24 protein-coding genes are annotated in these 21,128 nt (G+C 59.2%); 13 read left to right on the top strand and 11 right to left on the bottom strand.

What is annotated here, in order from left to right; translation table 11 throughout:
* Window positions 1–217 precede the first annotated feature (217 nt).
* The 3 genes from AC3IUE_RS22585 to AC3IUE_RS22575 form a co-directional block, all read right to left on the bottom strand.
* Window positions 218–1,117 (bottom strand): hydroxymethylglutaryl-CoA lyase, encoded by a 900-nt coding sequence (locus AC3IUE_RS22585; RefSeq protein WP_489263800.1) that lies wholly within the window; start codon window positions 1,115–1,117, stop codon window positions 218–220.
* A 25-nt stretch (window positions 1,118–1,142) separates the two neighbouring features.
* Window positions 1,143–1,544, bottom strand: coding sequence for a MerR family transcriptional regulator (locus AC3IUE_RS22580; protein WP_056740306.1), 402 nt, complete (start codon window positions 1,542–1,544; stop codon window positions 1,143–1,145).
* A gap of 187 nt (window positions 1,545–1,731) precedes the next feature.
* Window positions 1,732–2,661, bottom strand: coding sequence for a LysR family transcriptional regulator (locus AC3IUE_RS22575; RefSeq protein WP_046047541.1), 930 nt, complete (start codon window positions 2,659–2,661; stop codon window positions 1,732–1,734).
* 165 nt (window positions 2,662–2,826) lie between these two features.
* Here AC3IUE_RS22575 and AC3IUE_RS22570 point away from each other — a divergent pair, with 165 nt between their 5' ends.
* Window positions 2,827–4,056, top strand: coding sequence for an acyl-CoA dehydrogenase (locus tag AC3IUE_RS22570; RefSeq protein ID WP_489263799.1), 1,230 nt, complete (start codon window positions 2,827–2,829; stop codon window positions 4,054–4,056).
* A 57-nt stretch (window positions 4,057–4,113) separates the two neighbouring features.
* Here the strand turns inward: AC3IUE_RS22570 and AC3IUE_RS22565 are convergent, their stop codons facing one another.
* Complete coding sequence (locus tag AC3IUE_RS22565) at window positions 4,114–4,920, bottom strand: TatD family hydrolase (RefSeq protein ID WP_489263798.1); 807 nt, start codon at window positions 4,918–4,920, stop codon at window positions 4,114–4,116.
* A gap of 235 nt (window positions 4,921–5,155) precedes the next feature.
* Here AC3IUE_RS22565 and AC3IUE_RS22560 point away from each other — a divergent pair, with 235 nt between their 5' ends.
* From AC3IUE_RS22560 to AC3IUE_RS22550, 3 genes are all read left to right on the top strand, one after another.
* Window positions 5,156–6,577 carry an MltF family protein gene (locus AC3IUE_RS22560; protein ID WP_489263797.1) on the top strand — a complete coding sequence of 474 codons (1,422 nt, stop codon included), beginning with the start codon at window positions 5,156–5,158 and terminating at the stop codon, window positions 6,575–6,577.
* Between the two features lie 103 nt (window positions 6,578–6,680).
* A complete protein-coding gene (locus tag AC3IUE_RS22555) occupies window positions 6,681–7,115 on the top strand; it encodes a DoxX family protein (protein ID WP_461999235.1) in 435 nt (144 codons plus the stop codon).
* A gap of 247 nt (window positions 7,116–7,362) precedes the next feature.
* Window positions 7,363–7,671, top strand: coding sequence for a hypothetical protein (locus AC3IUE_RS22550; RefSeq protein ID WP_046047536.1), 309 nt, complete (start codon window positions 7,363–7,365; stop codon window positions 7,669–7,671).
* Between the two features lie 18 nt (window positions 7,672–7,689).
* Here AC3IUE_RS22550 and greB read toward each other — a convergent pair whose 3' ends face one another.
* From greB to AC3IUE_RS22535, 3 genes are read right to left on the bottom strand one after another with little or no spacing between them, the layout of a single operon-like run.
* Entirely contained in the window at window positions 7,690–8,187 is a 498-nt protein-coding gene (gene greB, locus AC3IUE_RS22545; RefSeq protein ID WP_489263796.1) for a transcription elongation factor GreB, read from the bottom strand.
* Between the two features lie 34 nt (window positions 8,188–8,221).
* The gene (locus AC3IUE_RS22540) at window positions 8,222–10,726 is read right to left on the bottom strand and encodes an ABC transporter permease (RefSeq protein WP_489263795.1); all 2,505 of its coding nucleotides are present in this window, start codon (window positions 10,724–10,726) and stop codon (window positions 8,222–8,224) included.
* Complete coding sequence (locus AC3IUE_RS22535) at window positions 10,726–11,409, bottom strand: ABC transporter ATP-binding protein (RefSeq protein WP_033057202.1); 684 nt, start codon at window positions 11,407–11,409, stop codon at window positions 10,726–10,728. Before AC3IUE_RS22535 ends, AC3IUE_RS22540 begins: the two co-directional genes overlap by 1 nt.
* Window positions 11,410–11,419: 10 nt before the next feature.
* Between AC3IUE_RS22535 and AC3IUE_RS22530 the strand changes: the two genes are divergently transcribed.
* From AC3IUE_RS22530 to AC3IUE_RS22520, 3 genes are all read left to right on the top strand, one after another.
* Window positions 11,420–12,025 (top strand): arylesterase, encoded by a 606-nt coding sequence (locus AC3IUE_RS22530; RefSeq protein WP_282376523.1) that lies wholly within the window; start codon window positions 11,420–11,422, stop codon window positions 12,023–12,025.
* Window positions 12,026–12,081: 56 nt separating this feature from the next.
* Window positions 12,082–12,375, top strand: a complete 294-nt coding sequence (locus AC3IUE_RS22525) for a hypothetical protein (RefSeq protein ID WP_003226812.1) — start codon at window positions 12,082–12,084, stop codon at window positions 12,373–12,375.
* Between the two features lie 102 nt (window positions 12,376–12,477).
* A complete protein-coding gene (locus AC3IUE_RS22520) occupies window positions 12,478–13,449 on the top strand; it encodes a L,D-transpeptidase family protein (RefSeq protein ID WP_461999232.1) in 972 nt (323 codons plus the stop codon).
* Window positions 13,450–13,573: 124 nt separating this feature from the next.
* Here AC3IUE_RS22520 and oprI read toward each other — a convergent pair whose 3' ends face one another.
* Complete coding sequence (gene oprI, locus AC3IUE_RS22515; RefSeq protein ID WP_002553018.1) at window positions 13,574–13,825, bottom strand: outer membrane lipoprotei OprI; 252 nt, start codon at window positions 13,823–13,825, stop codon at window positions 13,574–13,576.
* Between the two features lie 642 nt (window positions 13,826–14,467).
* Here oprI and AC3IUE_RS22510 point away from each other — a divergent pair.
* Entirely contained in the window at window positions 14,468–14,755 is a 288-nt protein-coding gene (locus tag AC3IUE_RS22510; protein WP_008057026.1) for a GNAT family N-acetyltransferase, read from the top strand.
* A gap of 71 nt (window positions 14,756–14,826) precedes the next feature.
* On the opposite strand, the gene AC3IUE_RS22505 is transcribed toward AC3IUE_RS22510, so the two are convergent.
* Together AC3IUE_RS22505 and AC3IUE_RS22500 are read right to left on the bottom strand one after the other, a co-directional pair.
* The gene (locus tag AC3IUE_RS22505) at window positions 14,827–15,903 is read right to left on the bottom strand and encodes a 3-deoxy-7-phosphoheptulonate synthase (protein WP_056740324.1); all 1,077 of its coding nucleotides are present in this window, start codon (window positions 15,901–15,903) and stop codon (window positions 14,827–14,829) included.
* A gap of 128 nt (window positions 15,904–16,031) precedes the next feature.
* Window positions 16,032–16,475, bottom strand: coding sequence for a PilZ domain-containing protein (locus tag AC3IUE_RS22500; RefSeq protein WP_056740326.1), 444 nt, complete (start codon window positions 16,473–16,475; stop codon window positions 16,032–16,034).
* Here AC3IUE_RS22500 and AC3IUE_RS22495 point away from each other — a divergent pair.
* The 5 genes from AC3IUE_RS22495 (at window position 16,474) to cysB (ending at window position 20,466) form a co-directional block, all read left to right on the top strand.
* Entirely contained in the window at window positions 16,474–16,860 is a 387-nt protein-coding gene (locus AC3IUE_RS22495) for a YbbN family protein (RefSeq protein WP_489263793.1), read from the top strand. The two genes, AC3IUE_RS22500 and AC3IUE_RS22495, sit on opposite strands and share 2 nt — an antisense overlap.
* Window positions 16,857–17,813, top strand: a complete 957-nt coding sequence (locus AC3IUE_RS22490; RefSeq protein ID WP_489263792.1) for a putative 2-dehydropantoate 2-reductase — start codon at window positions 16,857–16,859, stop codon at window positions 17,811–17,813. Before AC3IUE_RS22495 ends, AC3IUE_RS22490 begins: the two co-directional genes overlap by 4 nt.
* Before the next feature lie 25 nt (window positions 17,814–17,838).
* Window positions 17,839–18,744: a 5'-nucleotidase gene (locus AC3IUE_RS22485; protein WP_223430592.1), complete on the top strand. Its 906-nt coding sequence runs from the start codon at window positions 17,839–17,841 to the stop codon at window positions 18,742–18,744.
* Window positions 18,745–18,838: 94 nt separating this feature from the next.
* Window positions 18,839–19,342, top strand: coding sequence for a universal stress protein (locus AC3IUE_RS22480; RefSeq protein ID WP_046047529.1), 504 nt, complete (start codon window positions 18,839–18,841; stop codon window positions 19,340–19,342).
* 149 nt (window positions 19,343–19,491) lie between these two features.
* Window positions 19,492–20,466, top strand: a complete 975-nt coding sequence (gene cysB, locus AC3IUE_RS22475; protein WP_008148549.1) for an HTH-type transcriptional regulator CysB — start codon at window positions 19,492–19,494, stop codon at window positions 20,464–20,466.
* Between the two features lie 168 nt (window positions 20,467–20,634).
* Here cysB and AC3IUE_RS22470 read toward each other — a convergent pair whose 3' ends face one another.
* A complete protein-coding gene (locus AC3IUE_RS22470; RefSeq protein WP_129436979.1) occupies window positions 20,635–21,117 on the bottom strand; it encodes a GreA/GreB family elongation factor in 483 nt (160 codons plus the stop codon).
* Window positions 21,118–21,128 lie beyond the last annotated feature (11 nt).

Here is a 21,128-nt window from a genome sequence, read left to right as displayed (position 1 = left end):
GTTACGTCTTATTTTTATTAGGTTTGCCGCTTTTTTTGTTCTTGTTATGTAATAGAGATAGCAGAAGGCGTGCCAACTTTTAAAAAGCCTTTAAAATCAACGTCTTAAGTTTTTGTCGGGTTTTTCGTTCAGTCAAAACCCGACAATTTGTTTCCGTGTTACTCGCTTGTGCCCCACGTTTCAGACGCAGCGGTAACACCCGGACACATCCGCGCACTCACTGTGCGCTACGAGCCTTGGCCACGCGCGAACCGGTCGGTCGCCCCAGCACCGTGCAAATCTGCTGACCGGCCAGAATCAAGGCGTCCAGGTCGATACCGGTCTCGATACCCAGGCCGTTGAGCAGGTAAACCACGTCTTCGGTAGCGACGTTACCGCTGGCGCCCTTGGCGTACGGGCAGCCGCCGAGGCCGGCGATCGAGCTGTCGAACACCGAGATGCCTTCCAGCAGACTGGCGTAGATGTTGGCCATGGCCTGGCCATAGGTGTCGTGGAAGTGTCCGGCCAGTTTTTCACGGGGTACATCGGCTGAGACCACGTCGAACATCTTGCGGGTCGCGCCAGCGGTGCCCGTGCCGATGGTGTCGCCTAGGGAAACTTCATAGCAGCCCATCGCGTAGAGCTCGCGAGCGACTCGAGCGACTTGTTCCGGCGCCACGTTACCTTCGTAAGGGCAGCCCAGCACACAGGACACGTAACCGCGCACGCTGACACCGTGTTGCCTGGCCGCGTCCATGATCGGCACGAAGCGCTCCAGGCTTTCGCTGATCGAGCAATTGATGTTGCGCTGCGAAAACGATTCCGACGCGGCGGCGAACACCGCGACTTCCTTGACCCCGGCCGCGATGGCGTCTTCAAACCCGCGCAGGTTCGGTGCAAGTGCACCATAGGTCACGCCCGATTTACGCTGGATTTGTGCGAAGACGTCGGCGGAACCGGCCATTTGCGGTACCCATTTGGGTGAAACGAAACTGCCGACTTCTATATAGCCGAGACCGGCGGCGGTCAGCGCGTCGACCAGTTGCACCTTGTCCGCAACGCTGATGGGTTGGGCTTCGTTTTGCAGACCGTCGCGTGGGCCGACTTCGACCAGGCGTACGTGGGCGGGAAGGGACATAAGCAATTCACCTGTGGGTTAAGGACTACTGAACGGTCTGTTGATTCTTGATGGTCTGTTCCAGCGCCTGTGTGCAACGCTCCTGCGCGGTGTCCAGTTCCAGCTTCATCTGTTCGATGTCGAGCATTTGCTGCTCGAGCTGTTCACGACGTTCGGCGATTTTGGTCAGCATGGTTTGCAGCTGTTTCTGATTGCCACCGGTGGGGTCGTAGAGTTCGATCAACTCGCGGCATTCGGCCAGGGAGAAACCAATGCGCTTGCCCCGCAGAATCAGCTTCAGGCTGACTTTGTCACGGGGTGAGTAGATGCGTTCCTGACCGCGTCGCTCGGGGCTGAGCAGGCCTTGCTCTTCATAAAAGCGAATAGCCCGCGTGGTGATGTCGAGCTCGCGGGCGAGGTCGGAAATGCTATAGGTCTGGCTGCTCATGGAAGCGCTCGAAAAAGGTCATAGCGCTAAGCTAAAGGCAGGTTGACGTTTACGTCAAGCGGCATGAATCTTCAGTGTTCTTGCGGACCTCATCGCGAGCAAGCTCGCTCCCACACTGGACCGAGGTGAACTCAAATCCAATGTGGGAGCGAGCTTGCTCGCGATGGGGGCGCCTCGGTGTCCAGTCCTACACTTTATCGAGCTTCTTCTCATGTGCGGTAACTTGCTGGCATAACTCGATCATCTGCTCGCGCATCCAGCGGTTGGCCGGGTCCTGATCAGTGCTTTCGTGCCAATAGAGGTGGGTTTCCACCGGTGGCACATCGTTGACCGGCAGGTTCACCGAGTACAAATCGTGGCGACGGGCAAAGCGTTCCGGCACGGTCATGACCATGTCGGTCTGCTGCAACACCTGAGATGCCATCAAGTAATGCTGGGATCGCAGGGCGATCTTGCGCTGGATGCCCATTTTGCCCAGGGCCAGGTCGACATGGCCCAGACCGCTACGGCGGCTGGAGATATGGATGTGGGTCAGCGACAGGTAATCATCGAGGGTGAACTTCTCTTTACCCGCCAGCGGATGGCCTTTGCGCATGGCGCACACGTAACGGTCTTCCATCAACTTGACGTGGCGCACTTGCGGGTCGGTGTTGAGCGGTGCATCGACGGCGAAATCGAGACGCCCGGCCGCCAGTTCCTTGGTGGTTTCGCGGCGCTTGGACAGAAAGCTTTCGATGATCACCGTCGGCGCCAGGCGCCGCAGGCGCTGGAACAGTGCCGGCAGGATCACCGCTTCGGTGAGGTCGGTCATGCTGATGCGATACGTCTTGACCGCCTGCAACGGGTTGAAAATACGGCTTTCCTGCACCGACACCCGCAGCAAGGAGAGGGCGTTGCGCACCGGTCCGATAATGTTCTGCGCCATGGGCGTCGGGACCATGCCCTGAGCGGTACGCACGAACAACGGGTCATTGAAGGTCTCGCGCAGACGGGCCAGAGCGTTCGAGACCGCCGGTTGAGTAATGCCGACAATCTGCCCGGCACGGGTCAGGTTGGCTTCGGTGTAGATCGCGTCGAAGACGATGAAAAGGTTGAGGTCGACCTTGCTCAGATTCATTGCGCTGCACTCTTATTGTTGGGCTCTCGATTAGCCGATCATATATCGGTGATGAATGTTAATACACGCCGAGAATAGGCTAGGTAAATTTTCGTAGCTGTTCTAGCATCGATTGCATGACCTGAACAACTCATCAAAACCCTCCGTTAAAAGGTAGAGCTGCCCATGGATTTCGCTTATTCGCCCAAGGTGCAAGAACTGCGTGAGCGCGTGACCGCGTTCATGGACACCTACGTTTATCCCGCCGAAGCGGTGTTCGAGCGCCAGGTCGCCGAGGGCGATCGCTGGCAGCCGACCGCAATCATGGAAGAGCTCAAACTCAAGGCCAAGGCTGAAGGTTTGTGGAATTTGTTTCTGCCGGAGTCCGAACTCGGCGCCGGCCTGACCAACCTCGAATACGCGCCGTTGGCCGAAATCATGGGTCGCTCGCTGCTGGGCCCTGAACCGTTCAACTGCTCGGCGCCAGACACCGGCAACATGGAAGTACTGGTGCGTTACGCCAACGAAGAGCAGAAGCAACGCTGGCTCGAACCGCTGCTGCGCGGCGAAATCCGCTCGGCGTTCGCCATGACCGAGCCGGACGTGGCCTCGTCCGACGCCACCAACATGGCGGCCCGCGCCGTGCGTGATGGCGACGAGTGGGTGATCAACGGTAAAAAATGGTGGACCTCAGGCGCTTGCGATCCACGCTGCAAGATTCTGATCTTCATGGGCCTGAGCGATCCTGACGCGCCGCGTCATGCCCAGCACTCGATGATTCTGGTGCCGGTGGATGCTCCGGGCGTGAAGATCGTTCGTCCGCTGCCAGTGTTCGGTTACGACGATGCACCTCACGGCCACGCCGAAGTACTGTTCGAAAACGTCCGCGTGCCGTACGAAAACGTCCTGTTGGGCGAAGGACGCGGCTTTGAAATCGCTCAGGGTCGCCTTGGCCCGGGTCGGATTCACCACTGCATGCGTTCAATCGGCATGGCCGAACGTGCATTGGAACTGATGTGCAAACGGGCGGTAACCCGTACTGCGTTCGGTAAACCTTTGGCACGTCTGGGCGGCAACATCGACAAGATTGCCGACTCGCGGATGGAAATCGACATGGCGCGCCTGCTGACGTTGAAAGCGGCGTACATGATGGACACCGTGGGCAACAAGATTGCGAAAAGCGAAATCGCTCAGATCAAGGTTGTCGCGCCGAACGTAGCCTTGCGGGTGATCGACCGGGCGATCCAGATCCATGGCGGGGCAGGGGTGTCCAACGATTTCCCACTGGCCTACATGTATGCGATGCAACGCACCCTGCGCCTGGCCGATGGCCCGGACGAAGTGCACCGCGCGGCGATCGGCAAGTTCGAGATCGGCAAGTACATGCCTAAAGAGATGATGCGCAGCAGCCACTAAGACCGCGACGTTTGTATCGCGGGCCTGGATCAGGCTCGCGATAGCGTTGAAGCGGCCTCAATCAACAGAAGGCAACCCGTAGAACGCTCGCGCACACGCCGTACTGTGAGCAGCCAGATCTTCCTCGCTCTCCCCGCGATGCAACGCCACTTCACGCAACACTTCGGTCAGATACGCCGGTTCGTTGCGACCATTCTTCGGCTTGGGTCGCAGACTGCGCGGCAACAGATACGGCGCATCGCTTTCCAGCATTAGCCGTCCCTGTTTGATCTCTTTCACCAACGGATGCAGGTGCGTGCCCCGGCGCTCGTCGCAGATCCAGCCGGTGATGCCGATGTGCAAATCCAGATCGAGGTAACTGAACAGCGCCTTCTTTTCGCCCGTGAAGCAATGCACCACGGCGGCCGGCAATTGATCACGGTAATCGCGAAGGATCTCCAGCAAGCGCTGACTGGCATCGCGCTCGTGGAGGAACACCGGCAATTGCAGCTCGACTGCCAACTCCAAGTGTTTTTCCAGAACTTTTTCCTGCTGTGGGCGCGGCGAGAAATCGCGGTTGAAATCCAGCCCGCATTCACCCACCGCCACGACGTTCGGCTCTTTGAGCAAACTGCGCAGACGCTGGGCGCTGTCGGCGTTCCAGTCGCTGGCGCAGTGGGGATGAATGCCGGCGGTGGCGAACAGCCGTTGAGCCGTTTCGTCCAGTTGCCGGCACAATTCCAGCGCCTGCTCGCTGCCCTCGACACTGGTGCCGGTGAGCACCAATTGGCAGACCCCGGCAGCGTAGGCGCGGTCGAGTACAGCCTGGTGTTTGTCGGCAAAACTGGGGTTGGTCAGGTTGACGCCGATATCGATGAGTTGCATGGTGCTACCTCGGACCAAAGGCCGGAAAGCATATCAGAGCTGTAGATTTATAAGAAAAGCCAAGAACTACAATGAGTTAAAGCTGTCTCTTGATGCCGCGAGACAGGTCAGGGTGGCTAAGGTGCCATCACTGTGCCAGTCTTTCGCACTTTGCCAGCGCTCACGGCGCTCTGTTTCTGTCGTTCGATTTCATGAAAATTCTTGAGGTCGGCCCAGTATTCTTTCTGGAGAGTGGATGATACGTCCCTCGGTTCTGCTACTGCTGTGTTGCTCGTTGCTGCTGCCGATGCCGGCGGTTGCGCGTCTGGCCGGGCCGCTGCAAGCCGTGCCTTCGGCCAAAGTGCGCGACTTGGCGGAAATCCGCAGCAGTCGCGTGCTGCGCGTGTTGGTCAACCAGAGCCGCAACAGCTCCGGCGAAGTCCAGGGCCAGGCCATCGGTGTTGAATACCATCGCTTGCGTGCCTTCGAGCAATACCTCAACGGTCACGCCCGTGACGGTCAGGAAATCACCCTCAAGATCATTCCCAAGGGCAAGGATCAACTGATCGGCGCTTTGCAGCGCGGCGAGGGTGATCTGGTCGCACCGGGGGAACTGCTGGACCTGCAACCGGGCCACGCGATCAGCACCAGTGAACCGATTGCCAGCAACATCCCGTTGATATTGGTCGGGATCAAAGGCGAGCGACGTTACACCCGTCTCGAACAACTCTCTGGCAAGACCCTGGCGTTGCCCACCGGCAGTGCCGCCGGGGACGCGGTCAGTCAGATCAATCAAAAGCTCGCACTGCTTAAACTGCCACCGGTGACCATCGAGTGGGTCGATCCCAGTCTGGCGGTCGAGGATGTGCTGGAGATGGTCCAGGGCGGAATCTTTCACCTGACGATCGTCGAACAACCCATTGCCGAGCGCTGGGGCAAGATCCTGCCCAAGTTGCGTTTCGATCGGCAGGTGCTCATCAGTGAGCCGGGCGAAGAGTTCTGGTTCGTGCGCCGCGACGCCTCAATGTTGCGCGCGAGCATTGATCGCTTCCTGACCGGTTACAAAAAACCATCGGATCAGGATGCCGCGTTCCTGCGGATCTATCGACGTCTGTATCAAGTGCACTATCCATTGGCCAAGGCTGATCGGCAGCGGCTCGAGAAACTTCGACCAGTGCTGCAGAAGCACGCCGAAGCCCAAGGTATGGACTGGCTGAACCTGGCGGCCCTGGCGTTCAAGGAATCAGCCCTGCAACCCAATGCCCGCAGTGGCAGCGGTCCTACCGGCCTGATGCAGATCACCCCGTCCGCCGCCCAGCGGGTGGGGGTCAACAACATTCAGGATCTCGACGCCAATGTGCAGGCCGGGGCCAAGTACCTGGCGATGATCCGCCGCAAGTTCTTTGCCAGCCCCAAACTCAACGAGCGCGAGCGCATGGCGTTCGTGCTGGCGGCCTACAACATGGGGCCGGAGCGGGTTCAGGGCATGCGTGCCGAGGCTCGTCGGCGCGGTTTGAATCCCAATCAGTGGTTCTTCCAGGTCGAGCGCATTGCCATGGAGCAGGTGGGAATGGGCGCCGTCAGCTATGTTAATAGCGTGAACAAGTATTACTTGGCGTTCGATCGGGAGCGGGAGTCGTTGGAGCCCCAGGGGCAGAAAGTTGCCTCACGTAAGTGATCGAATAAACTGATTGTTATGGCGAATTTATTGCGCTTTTAACATGAAATTTACTGATTAATATAGCGGCCAACCAACACACACTGACAACGGATGACACAGCATGAGCACACTGATCAACAAGGTACTGTTTACCCGCGCTGGCTACGGCCTGACCCTTCTGCGGATCTTCGTCGGCATCATCTTCGCAGCCCACGGCTCGCAGAAACTTTTCGGGGCGTTCGGTGGTTACGGTCTGGCGGGCACCGCGCAGTACATGGAAAGCATTGGCCTGGCGCCGGGTTACCTGATGGCGACGCTGGCCGGTGGTACCGAGTTCTTCGCCGGTCTGGCCTTGATCATCGGCTTGTTGGTTCGCCCGGCAGCCCTGGGCCTGACCATCCTCTCACTGGTGGCGATCTTCTCGGTGCATCTCCCTCACGGTCTGTTCATGGTCAACAACGGTTATGAATTCGCCCTGGCCCTGCTCGGTGGCACTATCGCGGTGTTGATCGAAGGCGCCGGCAAGCTCTCGGCTGACCGCGCTATCGCTGGCTGACCGCTCTGGTTCAATGAAAAGGCCCGCATAGCGCGGGCCTTTTTTGTGCTCGTCATTCTTGACACTGTCCGGTCAGCTTCTCTAGGATGCTGCCTATGCGCCGATTTAAACAGCTACTTGCGGGGCGCCAGGTGACTCATTCAGTTGCCGATAGAAGCTTGAAACAGGCTTCGAAATACCGCTAAAGCGCTGGTTCGGTGTTGCCTCTCACCTGCCATGCAGACTTTTGAGGCAGAGACACGACACAATGAATGCACTAAGCCCCGTTATACGCCCCGCGCCGATCACGGCACACCAGACCCAGCGCAATCCAAAAATCCTGCTTGGCGGCAAACATCAGCCGACACTTTTGCGTTATCTCGATGGCTGGCCACGTCGCACCGGTGGGCCTGCGGCCTTCCTGATCCAGTTTGTCGAAGAGGGTGAATCGCTGGCTCGATTTGCCAGCGACAGTTTCGATCTGGCGGTGATTCAATCGCCCAGCCTCGAGGACGCCCCCGAAGTGATCAAGCAATTGATTCGCGTTGCCCGACAGGGGCTGATTACCCGCCGTTGAGGCGTTGAACGCTGCGGCTCAAAGATACTCGATCGCGACGATATACACGCACTGCTCACCGGTCGGTGTCTGGACCCGAACCTCGGCGTCCAGCGCCTTGCCGATCAGGGCGCGGGCCAACGGCGAATCGATGCTGATCAGGCCCAGTTTCAAATCCAGTTCATCCGGCCCGACGATGCGGTAGCGCGACTCCTTCCCGTCCTCGTCTTCAATCGTGACCCAGGCGCCAAAATAGACCTTGTTTGGATTGCTCGGTTTTTCGCTGACGACTTTGAGCGCTTCCAGCCGCTTGGTGAGAAAGCGTACGCGACTGTCGATCTCGCGCAGCATTTTTTTGCCGTAGGTGTATTCGGCGTTCTCCGAGCGATCTCCCTGTGCCGCGGCCTCGCTGACCGACTGTGTCACCTGCGGCCGGCGCACATGCCAGAGCTCATGAAACTCGGCCCGCATCCGCGCTTCACCTTCGGGGGTGATCAGCGCGGTGCCAGCGGTGCGGGGAGGGCGATAACGGCTCATGGCAACTTCTTGTGGTGGAGAGAGCTTGAGTCTATCAACCCTCGCGCAAGACTGTCAGGGGGCTGGCGTTCAGCGCGCGACGTGTGCCGAACACGCCAGCACCGCCGATCAGCACCGCGCCGATCAGTGGCAACACCAGCAACCACGGATGCGGGTGCCACGGCAGGTCGAAGGCGTAGCGGTAGAGCACCAGACTCACCAGTTCCGACCCCAGCGCCGCCAACAATCCGCTGACCGCCCCAAGCAAACCGAACTCGATCCGCCGGGCCTTGACCAACAGTTGCCGCTCGGCCCCCAGCGCTCGCAACAATGCGCCTTGGCGAATGCGTTCATCGAGCGTCGCCTGCAAGCCTGAAAACAACACCGCCATCCCCGCCGCCAACACGAACAACAGCACGTATTCCACCGCCAGGGTGACTTGGGCAAGGATGCTGCGCAGCTGCTCGAGCAAGGCTTCGACTTGCAAGATGGTCACCGCCGGGAACGCCCGGGACAGATCCACAATTTGCTGGTCATGACCGGCCGCCAGATAAAAACTGGTCAGGTAGGTCGCCGGCAGATCCTTCAGTGTGCCGGGCTGGAAGATCATGAAGAAGTTAGGCTGGAAGTTGTCCCAGTTGATCTCCCGCAGGCTGGTGACTTTCGCCTCGCGATTGACGCCGCCCACGGTAAACACCATGTGATCGCCGAGCTTGAGCTTCAGGCTTTCGGCGACTTTGCCTTCCACCGATACGCCGGGAATCTCGTCTGGCGTCTGTTCGGTCCACCAGTTACCCGCCGTGAGTTTGTTGCCCGCCGGCAAATCCGCCGCCCAGGTCAGGCTCAGGTCGCGCTGGATCGCTCGATCACCGGCCGAATCCTTGCTGACGATTTCCTGTACCGGCTCGCCGTTGACGCTGATCAGCCGTCCCGGTACCACCGGGTACAGCGGCGCCGATTGCGCCGACAGTTTGATCAGGCGATCGATGAACGCCTGTTTGTCCGCCGGCAGAATGTTCAGCGCGAAATAGTTGGGCGCGTTTTTCGGTAGCTGGTTCTGCCAGGTGTCCAGCAACTCGCCGCGCAGCAATGCGATCAGCGCCATGGACAGCAGAATCAAACCGAAGGCCAGGGATTGCCCCGCGGCCGCCAGTGGGTGACGCAGCAATTGACCTAGCCCGAGGCGCCACGGCAAAGAGGCGCGCGCCAGCATTCGACGCAGGCTCTTCAGAAGCAGCAACAGCAAGCCGCCAAGCACCAACGCCGCGATCACACCGCCACCGAGCAGGGCGAAGGTCAATACCAAGTCCAGGCTCAGACGCCACATGATCAGCCCGAGGGCGCCCAATGCCGCGCCATAAACCATCCAGGTGCTGGAAGGAATCGGCAGCATGTCCCGACGCAAGACCCGCAATGGCGGTACTCGACCCAGTGCCGCCAGTGGCGGCAAGGCAAAACCGGCCAGCGCCACCAGCCCGGTGCCGATCCCGGCGATGGCTGGAAACAGACCGCCCGGTGGAACGTCGGTCGGTAATAAATCATGCAGCAGCGCGAACAGTCCCAGCTGCGCGAACCAGCCGATGAGGGCACCGCTGAAGCTGGCGAGCAGCCCGAGCACCGTCAGCTGCAAACTGAACAGCACCATGGTTTCCCGTCGGGACAGCCCCAGACAACGCAGCAATGCACTGGCATCGAATCGGCGGGTGGCGAAGCGCGTCGCCGACAGCGCCACTGCCACACCCGACAACAGAACCGCCACCAGACTGGCCATGTTCAAATAACGCTCGGCCTTGCCCAAGGCGCCGCCGATCTGTCGGTTGCCATCGCGGGCATCCTGCAAACGCTGGTTGGCGGCCAGACCGGGTTTGATCAATTTACGGTAGGTTTCCAGGGCCTCGGCTTTACCGCGCCAGAGTTCGCGGTAACTGACCCGGCTGCCGGGTTGCACCACGCCGGTCGCGGCGAGGTCGCTGAGGTTGATCAGCACCCGCGGCGTGAGGCTATAGAAGTTGCCGGCACGGTCCGGTTCGTAGGTCAGCACTCGCGCCAGTTTGAGGGTTCGCATGCCGACGTCGATGCTGTCGCCGATCTTCAGGTCCAGCGCGGTCAACAGTCGTGCTTCGACCCAGGCTTCACCGGGTTTCGGTCCGCCACCGGTTTCTTCCGGGGCAAAGGGCGCCGGGGCACTTTTCAGTTCGCCGCGCAGTGGGTAGACGTCATCGGCAGCTTTGATGCTGGACAGCTGAATGCCATTGTCAGTGGCGATGACGCTGGAAAACTCCACCACTTGAGCGTGTTCGAGGCCCAGCTCCGTGCCGCTTTTAATCTGTTCGGGCCGTGCCGGTGAACTGCCTTCGAGCAACAGGTCGGCACCGAGAAACTCGGTGGCGCGCAGCATCATGGCGCCGTTCAGGCGGGCGCCGAAGTAGCCGATGGCGGTACTCGCCGCCACGGCCACCAGCAAGGCAAAGAACAACACGCGCAACTCACCGGCGCGGGCGTCGCGCATTAGTTGGCGGAAGGCAAGACTGAACAGGCGCAACAGCGGCAGGCGTGCCATCAAGGCTCCAGAGGGGCGACCAGCAGGCCGGCTTCAAGGCGGATCAGGCGTCGGCAGCGATGTGCCAGGCGTTCGTCGTGGGTTACCAGCACCAGGGTTGTGCCGCGTTCCTGGTTGAGTTCGAACAGCAGATCGCTGATGCGCTCGCCAGTGTGGCTGTCGAGGTTGCCGGTGGGTTCGTCGGCGAACAGCACATCGGGTTCTGCGGCAAACGCGCGGGCAATCGCCACGCGCTGCTGTTCGCCACCCGAAAGCTGGCGTGGCGAATGGGTCAGTCGCTGGCCCAGGCCGACCCGTTGCAGCAGCTCGGTGGCGCGTTCGCGGGCGTCTTTTCGGCCATCGAGTTCCAGCGGCAGCATCACGTTTTCCAGGGCGTTGAGGCTGTCGAGCAGCTGAAAGGACTGAAACACAAACCCGACATGCTCGGCCCGGATACGGGCGCGCTGGTCTTCATCGAGATTGCTCAGGGCTTGCCCGGCGAGGGTGACGTCGCCGCTGCTCGGCAGGTCGAGGCCAGCGAGCAAGCCGAGGAGGGTGGACTTGCCGGAACCGGAGGCGCCGACGATAGCCAGGCTGTCGCCCTTGTTCAGTTCCAGGCTGAGTTCGTGCAGGATAGTCAGTTCACCTTCCGCGCTGGGAACCACTTTGCTGAGGTTCTTCGCGGTGAGAATGCTTGCGCCCATGGAGAATCCGATGCGTGTGTGGTTTTTGAGTGCTGGCCTGGCCTTGATGTGCATGGCCCAGAACGCAGCGGCGGGTACAGTCCTGATCGTTGGCGATAGTATCAGCGCGGGTTTCGGGCTGGATACCCGGTTGGGGTGGGTGTCATTGCTCGAGCAACGGCTCAAGCGCGAAGGTTTCGACGATAAGGTGGTCAATGCGTCCATCAGCGGCGACACCAGCGCCGGAGGCCAGGCGCGCCTGCCCGCGCTGCTTGCAGAGCATAAGCCGGAGCTGGTAATCCTCGAGTTGGGCGGCAACGATGGCCTGCGCGGATTGCTGCCAACGCAATTGCAACAAAACCTTGCAGCAATGATCGACAGCTCCCGCGCGAGTGGCGCCAAGGTGCTGCTGCTCGGCATGCAATTGCCACCTAACTACGGCGTTCGTTATACCGAGGCCTTTGCGAAGGTCTACAGCACACTGGCCAACGAGAAAAAAATCCCGCTGGTGCCGTTTTTTCTCGACGGCGTGGGCGGTCATCCGGACTTGATGCAAGCCGACGGCTTGCACCCGGCTGCCGGGGCTCAGGACAAGTTGCTGGAAAATGTCTGGCCTACACTGAAACCGCTGCTTTGACGCTTTTCTAGCGGCGGTGTTTCGGCTAAGGTGGCGCCCCCGATTTGGAGCCCCCGATGCCGCGTCCTGCCTGGTCACTTTTTGCCTACCAACTGATCGAGCCTGACGAACAGCTGGATCTGTTCGCCTGCCAGGAAGTGCGGGTACATCTGGTGACCCGTCAACTGGAGTTGGGCGGCTCGGCGGACCGGACCTTGTGCGGCAGCCTGTTGCCAGCACAACCGCGCTGGTCGAGCGTCGATCGCCGTGTGTTCCAGGATCAGCGCCTGTGCTCGCTGTGCCGGGCCATTCTGGAATCGCAAAAACGCGGCACATCGCCGATCTGGCCGGAACTGCGTTTCGAGCTTTAGACGCTGATAGATTGCTTGCTATCGGTCAACTCCCCGATTTTCCAGATGCCGGTGTACAATCTCGTTTTTATACCCTTGTCGATCATGCGAAGGATTTTCCGGATGTTGCCGCGCTTTCCTGCCGTCACCCGCTACCTGTCTCTCGCCGCCCTCTGTGTGGCGGGTCCCGTAGCAGCATTGGAGCTGCCCCTGCCACCGCCCGGTGAAGACATCGTCGGTCAGGTCCAGGTGATCAAGGCCAAGTACGAAGATACCTTCGCCGACCTTGGCACCACCTACGATCTGGGCTATTCGGAAATGGTCGCGGCCAACCCTGGCGTCGATCCATGGCTGCCGGGAGCTGGCACCGAAGTGGTGCTGCCGACACGCTTCATCCTGCCGCCGGGCCCGCGTGAAGGCATCGTCATCAACCTGGCCGAGTACCGCCTCTATTACTTCCCGAAAGGCCGGAACGTGGTGTACACCTTCCCGCTGGGTATCGGCCGTGAAGGCTGGGGCTCGCCGATTGCCCATACCAGCATCACCGCCAAGACGCCGAACCCGACCTGGACCCCTCCAGCGTCGATCAAGGCCGAGCACGCCGCCGATGGCGATCCACTGCCGAACGTGGTGCCGGCTGGCCCGGACAACCCGCTGGGGCCGTTCAAGTTCACGCTGGGCACGCCGGGCTACCTGATCCACGGTTCGAACAAGAAGTTCGGCATCGGCATGCGCACCAGCCACGGTTGCTTCCGCATGTTCAACAACAACGTGCTGGAAATGGCGAGCATGGTGCCGGTAGGCACGTCGGTGCGCATTATCAGCGACCCGTACAAGTTCGGTGTCAGTGGCGGCAAGGTGTATCTGGAAGCGCACACGCCGCTGGACGACAAGGGCAACCCTTCTGTGGTCGACAAGCACACCGCGGTAATCAACGCGATGCTCAAGCGTGAGGACATCACCAACAACCTGCGCATGAACTGGGATGTGGTCCGCGACGTGGTTGCTGCCGAAGATGGTCTGCCGGTGGAAATCGGAGTGCCGAATTCCTCGGCGGCGATGGTGACGAGTGCGCCGATCGACCCGTTGCAGTAATGCTTGAAAGGAGCCCGCCGATGCTGACCGCGTCGGCGGGTTTTTTATTGCCTGTACGAAATAGCGGGCAATAAAAAAGCCGACCCAAAAAATGGGTCGGCTTGATAACAATCCCGAGGGATTATTACTTGCGGCTAGCTTTGTCCAGCATGCGCAGAGCACGCTCGTTAGCTTCGTCAGCAGTCTGTTGTGCTTTTTGAGCAGCAGCCAGAGCTTCATCAGCTTTACGGTAAGCTTCGTCTGCACGAGCCTGGGAGCGAGCTGCTGCGTCTTCAGTAGCAGTCAGACGTGCTTCGGTTTCTTTCGATACGCTGCTGCAACCGGTAGCCAGAACTGCGGCCAGAGCCAGAGCAGAGAATTTCAGAACGTTGTTCATCGTGTTCCCCTTCAAGGACTTTCTATTAAGTTAGCTGTCTCCTCAGATTGAGGAAATAGCCGGCGTACATACTACCCATTACTTGTCGTAAGTAAACTGACGTAAAGCAAGAAGCCAAAAAAATTGTAGGCGTTGATTCTTTTTCGAGCAACTTTTAACTGCATTGTTTAAAAAATATCCAGCTGGGAGGCCCGAGCTGAGCGAGCCGCCGAAGAAAAGTTCCGCGCGCTCACAGCTCTTTTCCGAGTCTTGGCTAAAGTCTATCTAGATGGATTCGTCTACACTTTTGTTCGGATTCTGCGTGGCGCCTCTCATATCTTTCTCCATGTTCAGGTGACTTTAACAAAGGGCGCTCGTCTTAAGTCTCAACATCCGGCAATGTTCAGGCTGTCGACCTTCAGATATCCTGGTCGAGCCGTCTCTGCGTAACCCGGAGCAGCACCCCCGCCCCCCCAGCGTGATGACGAGCGTACCTTGAGCATTTCTGCCTAATGGTGCCTACTATTTGATACGTGCTCGGTTGCGCGAGATGGGTGCAGTTCTTCTCGGTGTCCATTCAGGCACGGGGTGGCGTAGATGTTCCTTCGCCGGAAAAACATCGGTAAGGTAGGGGTCAGAATTCCAGACCCGCGAGGAGTAGTGATGAGCGAGGCGTTGTCCATCCACCATGACCAGGCTGGTCATCAGTTCGAGACCAATGTGGACGGTCATCGTGCCTACCTGACCTATATGGATCTGGGGAAACAGACCCTGGATATCTATCGCACCTTTGTGCCCAACGCGCTGCGTGGTCGCGGCATAGCGGCCGCCTTGACCGAGAAGGCGTTGGAGTACGCTGAAGAAATGGGTTACACCGTCATTCCATCGTGTTCCTACGTGGAACGCTACATGGAGCGTCATCAGCGGCACGCGGCCAAGCTGAGCCAGTAACCTTTCAAAGAATCGAACGCATAAAAAAACGCCGGGTCAAGCCCGGCGTTTTTTTGTGCGGCGAAAAGTGATCAGCTGCGATCGCGTTTCGGCAGCACGTCCTTGAGCTTGGCATGCATGCTGCGCAAGGTGTTTTCGGTGGCGGACCAGTCGATGCAGGCATCGGTGATCGACACGCCGTATTGCAGGTCGGCGAGGTCTTTCGGGATCGCCTGGCAGCCCCAGTTCAGGTGACTTTCGACCATCAGGCCGATGATCGACTGGTTGCCTTCGAGGATCTGGTTGGCGACGTTCTCCATCACCAGCGGTTGCAGGGCCGGGTCCTTGTTGGAGTTGGCGTGGCTGCAATCGACCATGATGTTCGGCTTGATCTTCGCTTTGTTCAGCGCTTGCTCGCAGAGCGCGACGCTGACCGAATCGTAGTTCGGCTTGCCGTTGCCACCGCGCAGTACCACGTGACCGTAGGCATTGCCCTTGGTGGTGACGATCGACACGCCACCTTCCTGGTTGATACCCAGGAAGCGGTGAGGGCTGGAAACCGATTGCAGGGCGTTGATAGCGACCGTCAAGCCGCCGTCGGTGCCGTTCTTGAAGCCGACTGCCGAGGACAGGCCGGAGGCCATTTCACGGTGAGTCTGGGATTCGGTAGTGCGCGCACCGATGGCCGACCAACTGATCAGGTCCTGCAGGTACTGCGGAGAGATCGGGTCGAGGGCTTCAGTTGCGGTAGGCAGGCCCATCTCGGCCAGGTCCAGCAACAATTGACGACCGATGTGCAGACCGTCCTGAATCTTGAAGGAATCGTCCAGGTACGGATCGTTGATCAAACCTTTCCAGCCGACGGTGGTGCGTGGCTTCTCGAAATACACGCGCATGACCAGATACAGGGTATCGGACACTTCGGCCGCAAGCGCCTTCAGGCGTTCGGCGTATTCGTGGGCAGCCTTGATGTCGTGGATCGAGCAAGGCCCGATGACAACAAACAGGCGGTGGTCGGTGCCATCAAGAATGTTGCGAATGACTTCGCGGCCCTTGGTGACGGTGCGCAGGGCAGCGTCGCTCAGAGGGATATCACGCTTGAGCTGATCGGGAGTGATCAGCGTCTCGTTGGAAGCGACGTTTAGGTCGTTGATCGGTAAATCAGCCATCGTTTACTCGTCAGGTCACGGGTGCCGGCCGCCAGCGAACCCGCGCGGCGGAGCACAGCAAATTAAGCGCGTCGGGGAGCAGAACCTTAGCGCGTTACACCGTGGCTCGACAATGGGCAGACACCGGTTTAATCCAGTACAACCTGCGCAAATGCCTTGCGAACCGTCTCGTGAGAGAACTCGTCGGCATGCTCCTGGACCCATTCGAGGGCCAGGGCCTGGGTTTCCTGCAGATCGTCATGCGCGTCATGCAGGCGGCAGTAACGTTCGATCTGGCACACCTGCTCGCCCATCCGGGCACTGAACATCATCTGCTCGTCAACGAAGGCAATGCCTACCAGATAACCGCGTTTTCGTCGCAGGCACCAGGCCACATAGCCCAGAAAACGCATGTCGGGGTTCAAGGTCGGCATGCGAATTTCCAGCGCCGTACCGTGGCGCCACGCCCGGTGATAATTGCAAGCCATGCCCCCGAGGCTGATAGTGTGCAGCTGTTGCCGTGAAATACACTCAGGTTTGAGCAACGTTAATTCGACGGGCACATCGTCAGGGTGAGGAATAAAACGTCCCATGAACACGGACTCCATGTGTCGGCCATCTGACATTGTTCCACCCAGTATAGTGGTCGAATTGGAACTGACTGATTTCGACGCCGACCAACGGCTGCTGGCGATGAGCGGTGTGTCGCTGGTCATTTTCACCAGCGTCGGCTGCGCCAGTTGCCGTTTTGCCCGTGAGCAATTGCCACGACTCGACCTGGACGTCGATCGGTTGTGCTGGATCGATGCCGGGAACAATGGCGGGGTGGTCGAGCGATATCAGGTTTTTTATTTGCCGGCGCTGTTTGTGGTACGCGACGGTGAATTTTTCGGGGCACTAAAATCGCGCCTGACCAGCACCGAGCTCAATGCAGCCGTGGGTCAGGCGTTGAGTCGAATTGCAGAGGAGTTGCCATGATGGGGGCTGTGACCAAACCGACAATCGGTATTATCGGAACCGGCGCGATCGGCGGGTTCTACGGGTTGATGCTGGCGCGTGCCGGTTTCGATGTGCATTTTCTGTTACGCAGTGAGTTTTCGGCAGTGGCCGAGCGCGGGTTGAAGCTCGACAGTGCGATGCACGGCGCGCTGACGTTGAATCCGGTTCAGGCCTATTCGACGGCCGAAGACATGCCGCCCTGTGACTGGTTGTTGGTGGGTGCGAAAACCACCAGTAACGCGCAACTGGCACCGACGATCATTCAAGCCGCGGCACCGAATGCCAAAGTGTTGTTGCTGCAAAATGGCCTGGACGTTGAAGACAGTCTGCGAGCGTTGCTCCCCGATTCGCTGCACGTGCTCGGTGGGCTCTGCTATATCTGCGTTCATCGCGACGGACCAGGCGTCATCACTCATCAGGCGCTCGGCGCGGTGAATGTTGGCTATCACAGTGGCCCGGCAACCGATGAGCAGGCGCGCATGGCGATTGTCGAGGAGGGCGCCGGGCTGTTCCGTACCGCCGGCATCGACTCCCAGGCCATGGCGAACCTGCATCAGACACGCTGGCAAAAACTGGTCTGGAATATTCCCTACAACGGTCTGTCGGTGCTGCTCGGGGCAAGCACCACACCGTTGATGGCCGATGCCGACAGTCGGGAACTGATCAAGGCTCTGATGGCGGAAGTGGTTCAGGGAGCAATCGCCTGCGGTCACGACGTACCGGCCGGTTATGCCGATCATCTGTTCATGGTGACCGAGAAGATGCCGGACTATTGGCCGAGCATGTACCACGATTTTCTGCACAAACGACCGCTTGAGCTGGATGCGATTTACGCCCGGCCACTGGCGGCAGCCAAGGCCGCAGGGTGCGAGTTGCCGCGAATCGAAGCCTTGTATCGCAGTTTGAGTTTTATCGATCGACGTAACACCTGAGTCGATCATCCTGAGGGGGAAGGGCATGGCAAAGACTATCGACGACAAACTGGTGCTGGCGATTTCTTCGCGTGCGCTGTTCGACCTGAGCGAAAGCCACAAGGTCTATCTGTCGAGCGGCGTCGAAGCCTATCGGCAATATCAGATCGAACACGAAGACGAAATCCTCGAGCCCGGTGATGCATTTCCCTTGGTGCAGAAACTCCTCAACCTCAATTCCAGCCTTGGCCGCGCCCGGGTCGAGGTGATTCTGGTGTCGCGCAACAGTGCCGACACCGGCCTGCGGGTTTTCAATTCGATCCACCACTATGGCCTGGCGATTTCCCGTGCGGCGTTTGTCGGCGGACGCAGTCCTTATCCGTACCTGAAGGCATTTGGCTGCGACCTGTTTCTCTCGACGCATGCCGAAGACGTGCGCAGTGCACTGGATGCCGGGTTCGCCGCAGCGACCATTCTGTCGGGTGGCGCCAGCCGTGCGGCCAGTGACGAATTGCGCATTGCCTTCGATGGTGATGCGGTGCTGTTTTCCGACGAATCAGAGCGCGTCTATCAGTCCGGTGGTCTGGAAGCGTTTCAGGCCAGCGAGCGTGAAGCCGCCCGCGAGCCATTGCGCGGTGGGCCGTTCAAAGGCTTCCTCGCCGCCCTCAATCTGTTGCAGCGCGAGTTCCCGGAAGACGCCTGTCCGATCCGCACCGCGCTGGTGACCGCGCGATCGGCGCCGGCCCATGAGCGAGTGATTCGTACCTTGCGCGAATGGGACATTCGTCTGGACGAGTCGCTGTTTCTCGGCGGCCTGACCAAGTCGGCGTTTCTTGAAGCCTTTGCCGCCGACGTGTTTTTCGACGATCAGGCCGGTCATTGCGAGCTGGCCCGCGAGGTGGTCGCCACTGGCCACGTGCCGCATGGCATAAGCAACGAGCAAAAGGTTTAAGCCCACGGTTCAACGCGTTACGCGAAACGTCGTACTCGCCAAGGCACTGCTAAGCTGAATCAATCTCCGCCATGTCGGCACTCGAGGAGGTCATATGATTCGTTCTATGTTGTACGCCACTGACCTCGGCCTGTACGCACCTTTGGTAATGCATCATGCCTTGGCGCTGGCGCGAACTTTCAATGCCGATCTGTACGTGGTGCACGCCGTTGAACCGATGGGGCTGTTCGCCGAATCGGTGCTTCAGAGTTACCTCGATGAGCAAGCATTGAACGAGTTTCACAGTCAGGGCCTGAATACGGTGATTGCCAATATCGAGCAGCGGGTGCTCGACAGCTTTCGTGAAGAATTGGGGGAGGACGGGGCGCAGGATCTGGAGCGGATTCAAGCGGTGCGGGTGCTTCAGGGCGATCCGTCACAGGTGATTCTCGACCAGGCGCAGAAACTCTCCGTGGATTTGTTGATCGTAGGTAGTCATAGCCATGGTGCTGGCGCGGAAACGCCTTTGGGCCGGACTGCCGCGCGGGTGCTGCAACTGTCTCGGGTGCCAGTCTATCTGGTGCCGCTGGTGGAACGTCGTCGCCAAGGGGATCGTTAGTGTCCTGCCTCGCGTATTCACGAGGCCGGACACCAGAACACGAATAGTGGCCGTTTGATAAAAAAGTTCTAGATTTATTCTTCAAACCATTAATATAGTTATATACCGTCGCTGATGCCCGTGGCGTCTACCTGCTTTGAGGGATTCATATGAAGCTTCAACAATTGCGCTACATCTGGGAAGTGGCGCACCACGACCTCAACGTTTCCGCTACAGCCCAAAGCCTTTACACGTCGCAACCGGGCATCAGTAAGCAGATCCGTCTGCTGGAAGACGAATTGGGGGTCGAGGTTTTCGCTCGCAGCGGCAAGCACCTGACCCGCGTCACCCCGGCCGGCGAGCGAATTATTACCACCGCCGGCGAGATCCTGCGCAAGGTTGAAAGCATCAAGCAGATCGCCCAGGAATTCTCCAACGAGAAGAAAGGCACCCTGTCGATTGCCACCACGCACACCCAGGCGCGTTATGCGTTGCCACCGGTGATCAGCAATTTCATCAAGCAATACCCGGACGTTGCCCTGCACATGCACCAGGGTTCACCGATGCAGATCGCTGAAATGGCCGCTGACGGCACCGTGGATTTCGCCATCGCCACCGAAGCGCTGGAACTGTTCGGTGATCTGGTGATGATGCCGTGCTATCGCTGGAACCGCTGCGTGGTCGTGCCCCAGGGCCACCCGCTGACCAAGCTGTCGAAGCTGACCTTGGAAGCGCTGGCCGAATACCCGATCGTGACGTACGTGTTCGGTTTCACCGGCCGTTCGAAGCTCGACGAAGCGTTCAGCCATCGTGGCCTGACACCGAAAGTGGTGTTCACCGCCGCCGACGCCGACGTGATCAAGACTTACGTTCGCCTGGGTCTGGGCGTGGGCATCGTGGCGAAAATGGCGGTCGATGCCAAACTCGATAGCGACCTGGTCATGCTTGATGCCAGCGACTTGTTCGAATCCAGCATTACTAAAATCGGTTTCCGTCGCGGCACGTTCCTGCGTGGCTTCATGTGCGACTTCATCGAGAAGTTCGCCCCGCACCTGACCCGCGAAGTCATGGCCAAGGCCATCCAGTGCCACAACAAGCAGGAACTGGAAGAGCTGTTCGACGGCGTCGAACTGCCGGTCCATTAATTGAGTGTCCTGCCTCGCAAATACTGTTCCTTTTTGACGGCGTCTGTTGCCGTCATGCTGCGTTGCCGCTCCTCGCCATAGCGGGCTATGACTCGTCGCGGCGCCTTGCCTGACGACAACAGCCACTCGTCAAAAGAGGAACGTATTTGTGAGGCAGGACACTTCCCGCTATACCACCTCGGTAACAGAAAACTGTTGCCGAGCACCCGCCACCAGAATCTCCACCTCGTCCCCTTCGAACTTGCCCAGCAGACTCTTGCCCAGCGGTGAGCGAGGGGTGATGACAGTAATCCATTGCCCCACCACGTCGACCTTCAAACCCGCCGCGTCGGGGGCCAGAAACAACCATTGCTCACGACCCTTTTCGTCTTCCAGACCGAGCAAGGCGCCGACTTCTATGCCGCGCTGATCGTCGTAAGGGCGCAGTGTCAGGTTCTGGCAAAGCGTCAGTGACTGCCTGATTTCCTCCACCCTTTTGGCTTGCCCGGCTGCCAGGTAAGAAGCCTCCAGACCCAGCGTGTCGTACTTGTTCTCGGCAATGTTTTCTTCGTGGGTCGCGGTTTCGTAAGCGGTTTGTGCGGCACGCTCGGCGATGTCGAGGTCGATCCGCAGCTTGTCGAGAATCAGTTGGTGGACGGTCGGCTTGTGCATAGAGAGCTTCT

Source organism: Pseudomonas sp. GL_093 (assembly GCF_057837605.1).
Note: the sequence above shows the minus strand (reverse complement) of the source record. Positions and strands in the feature narration are given on the sequence as shown.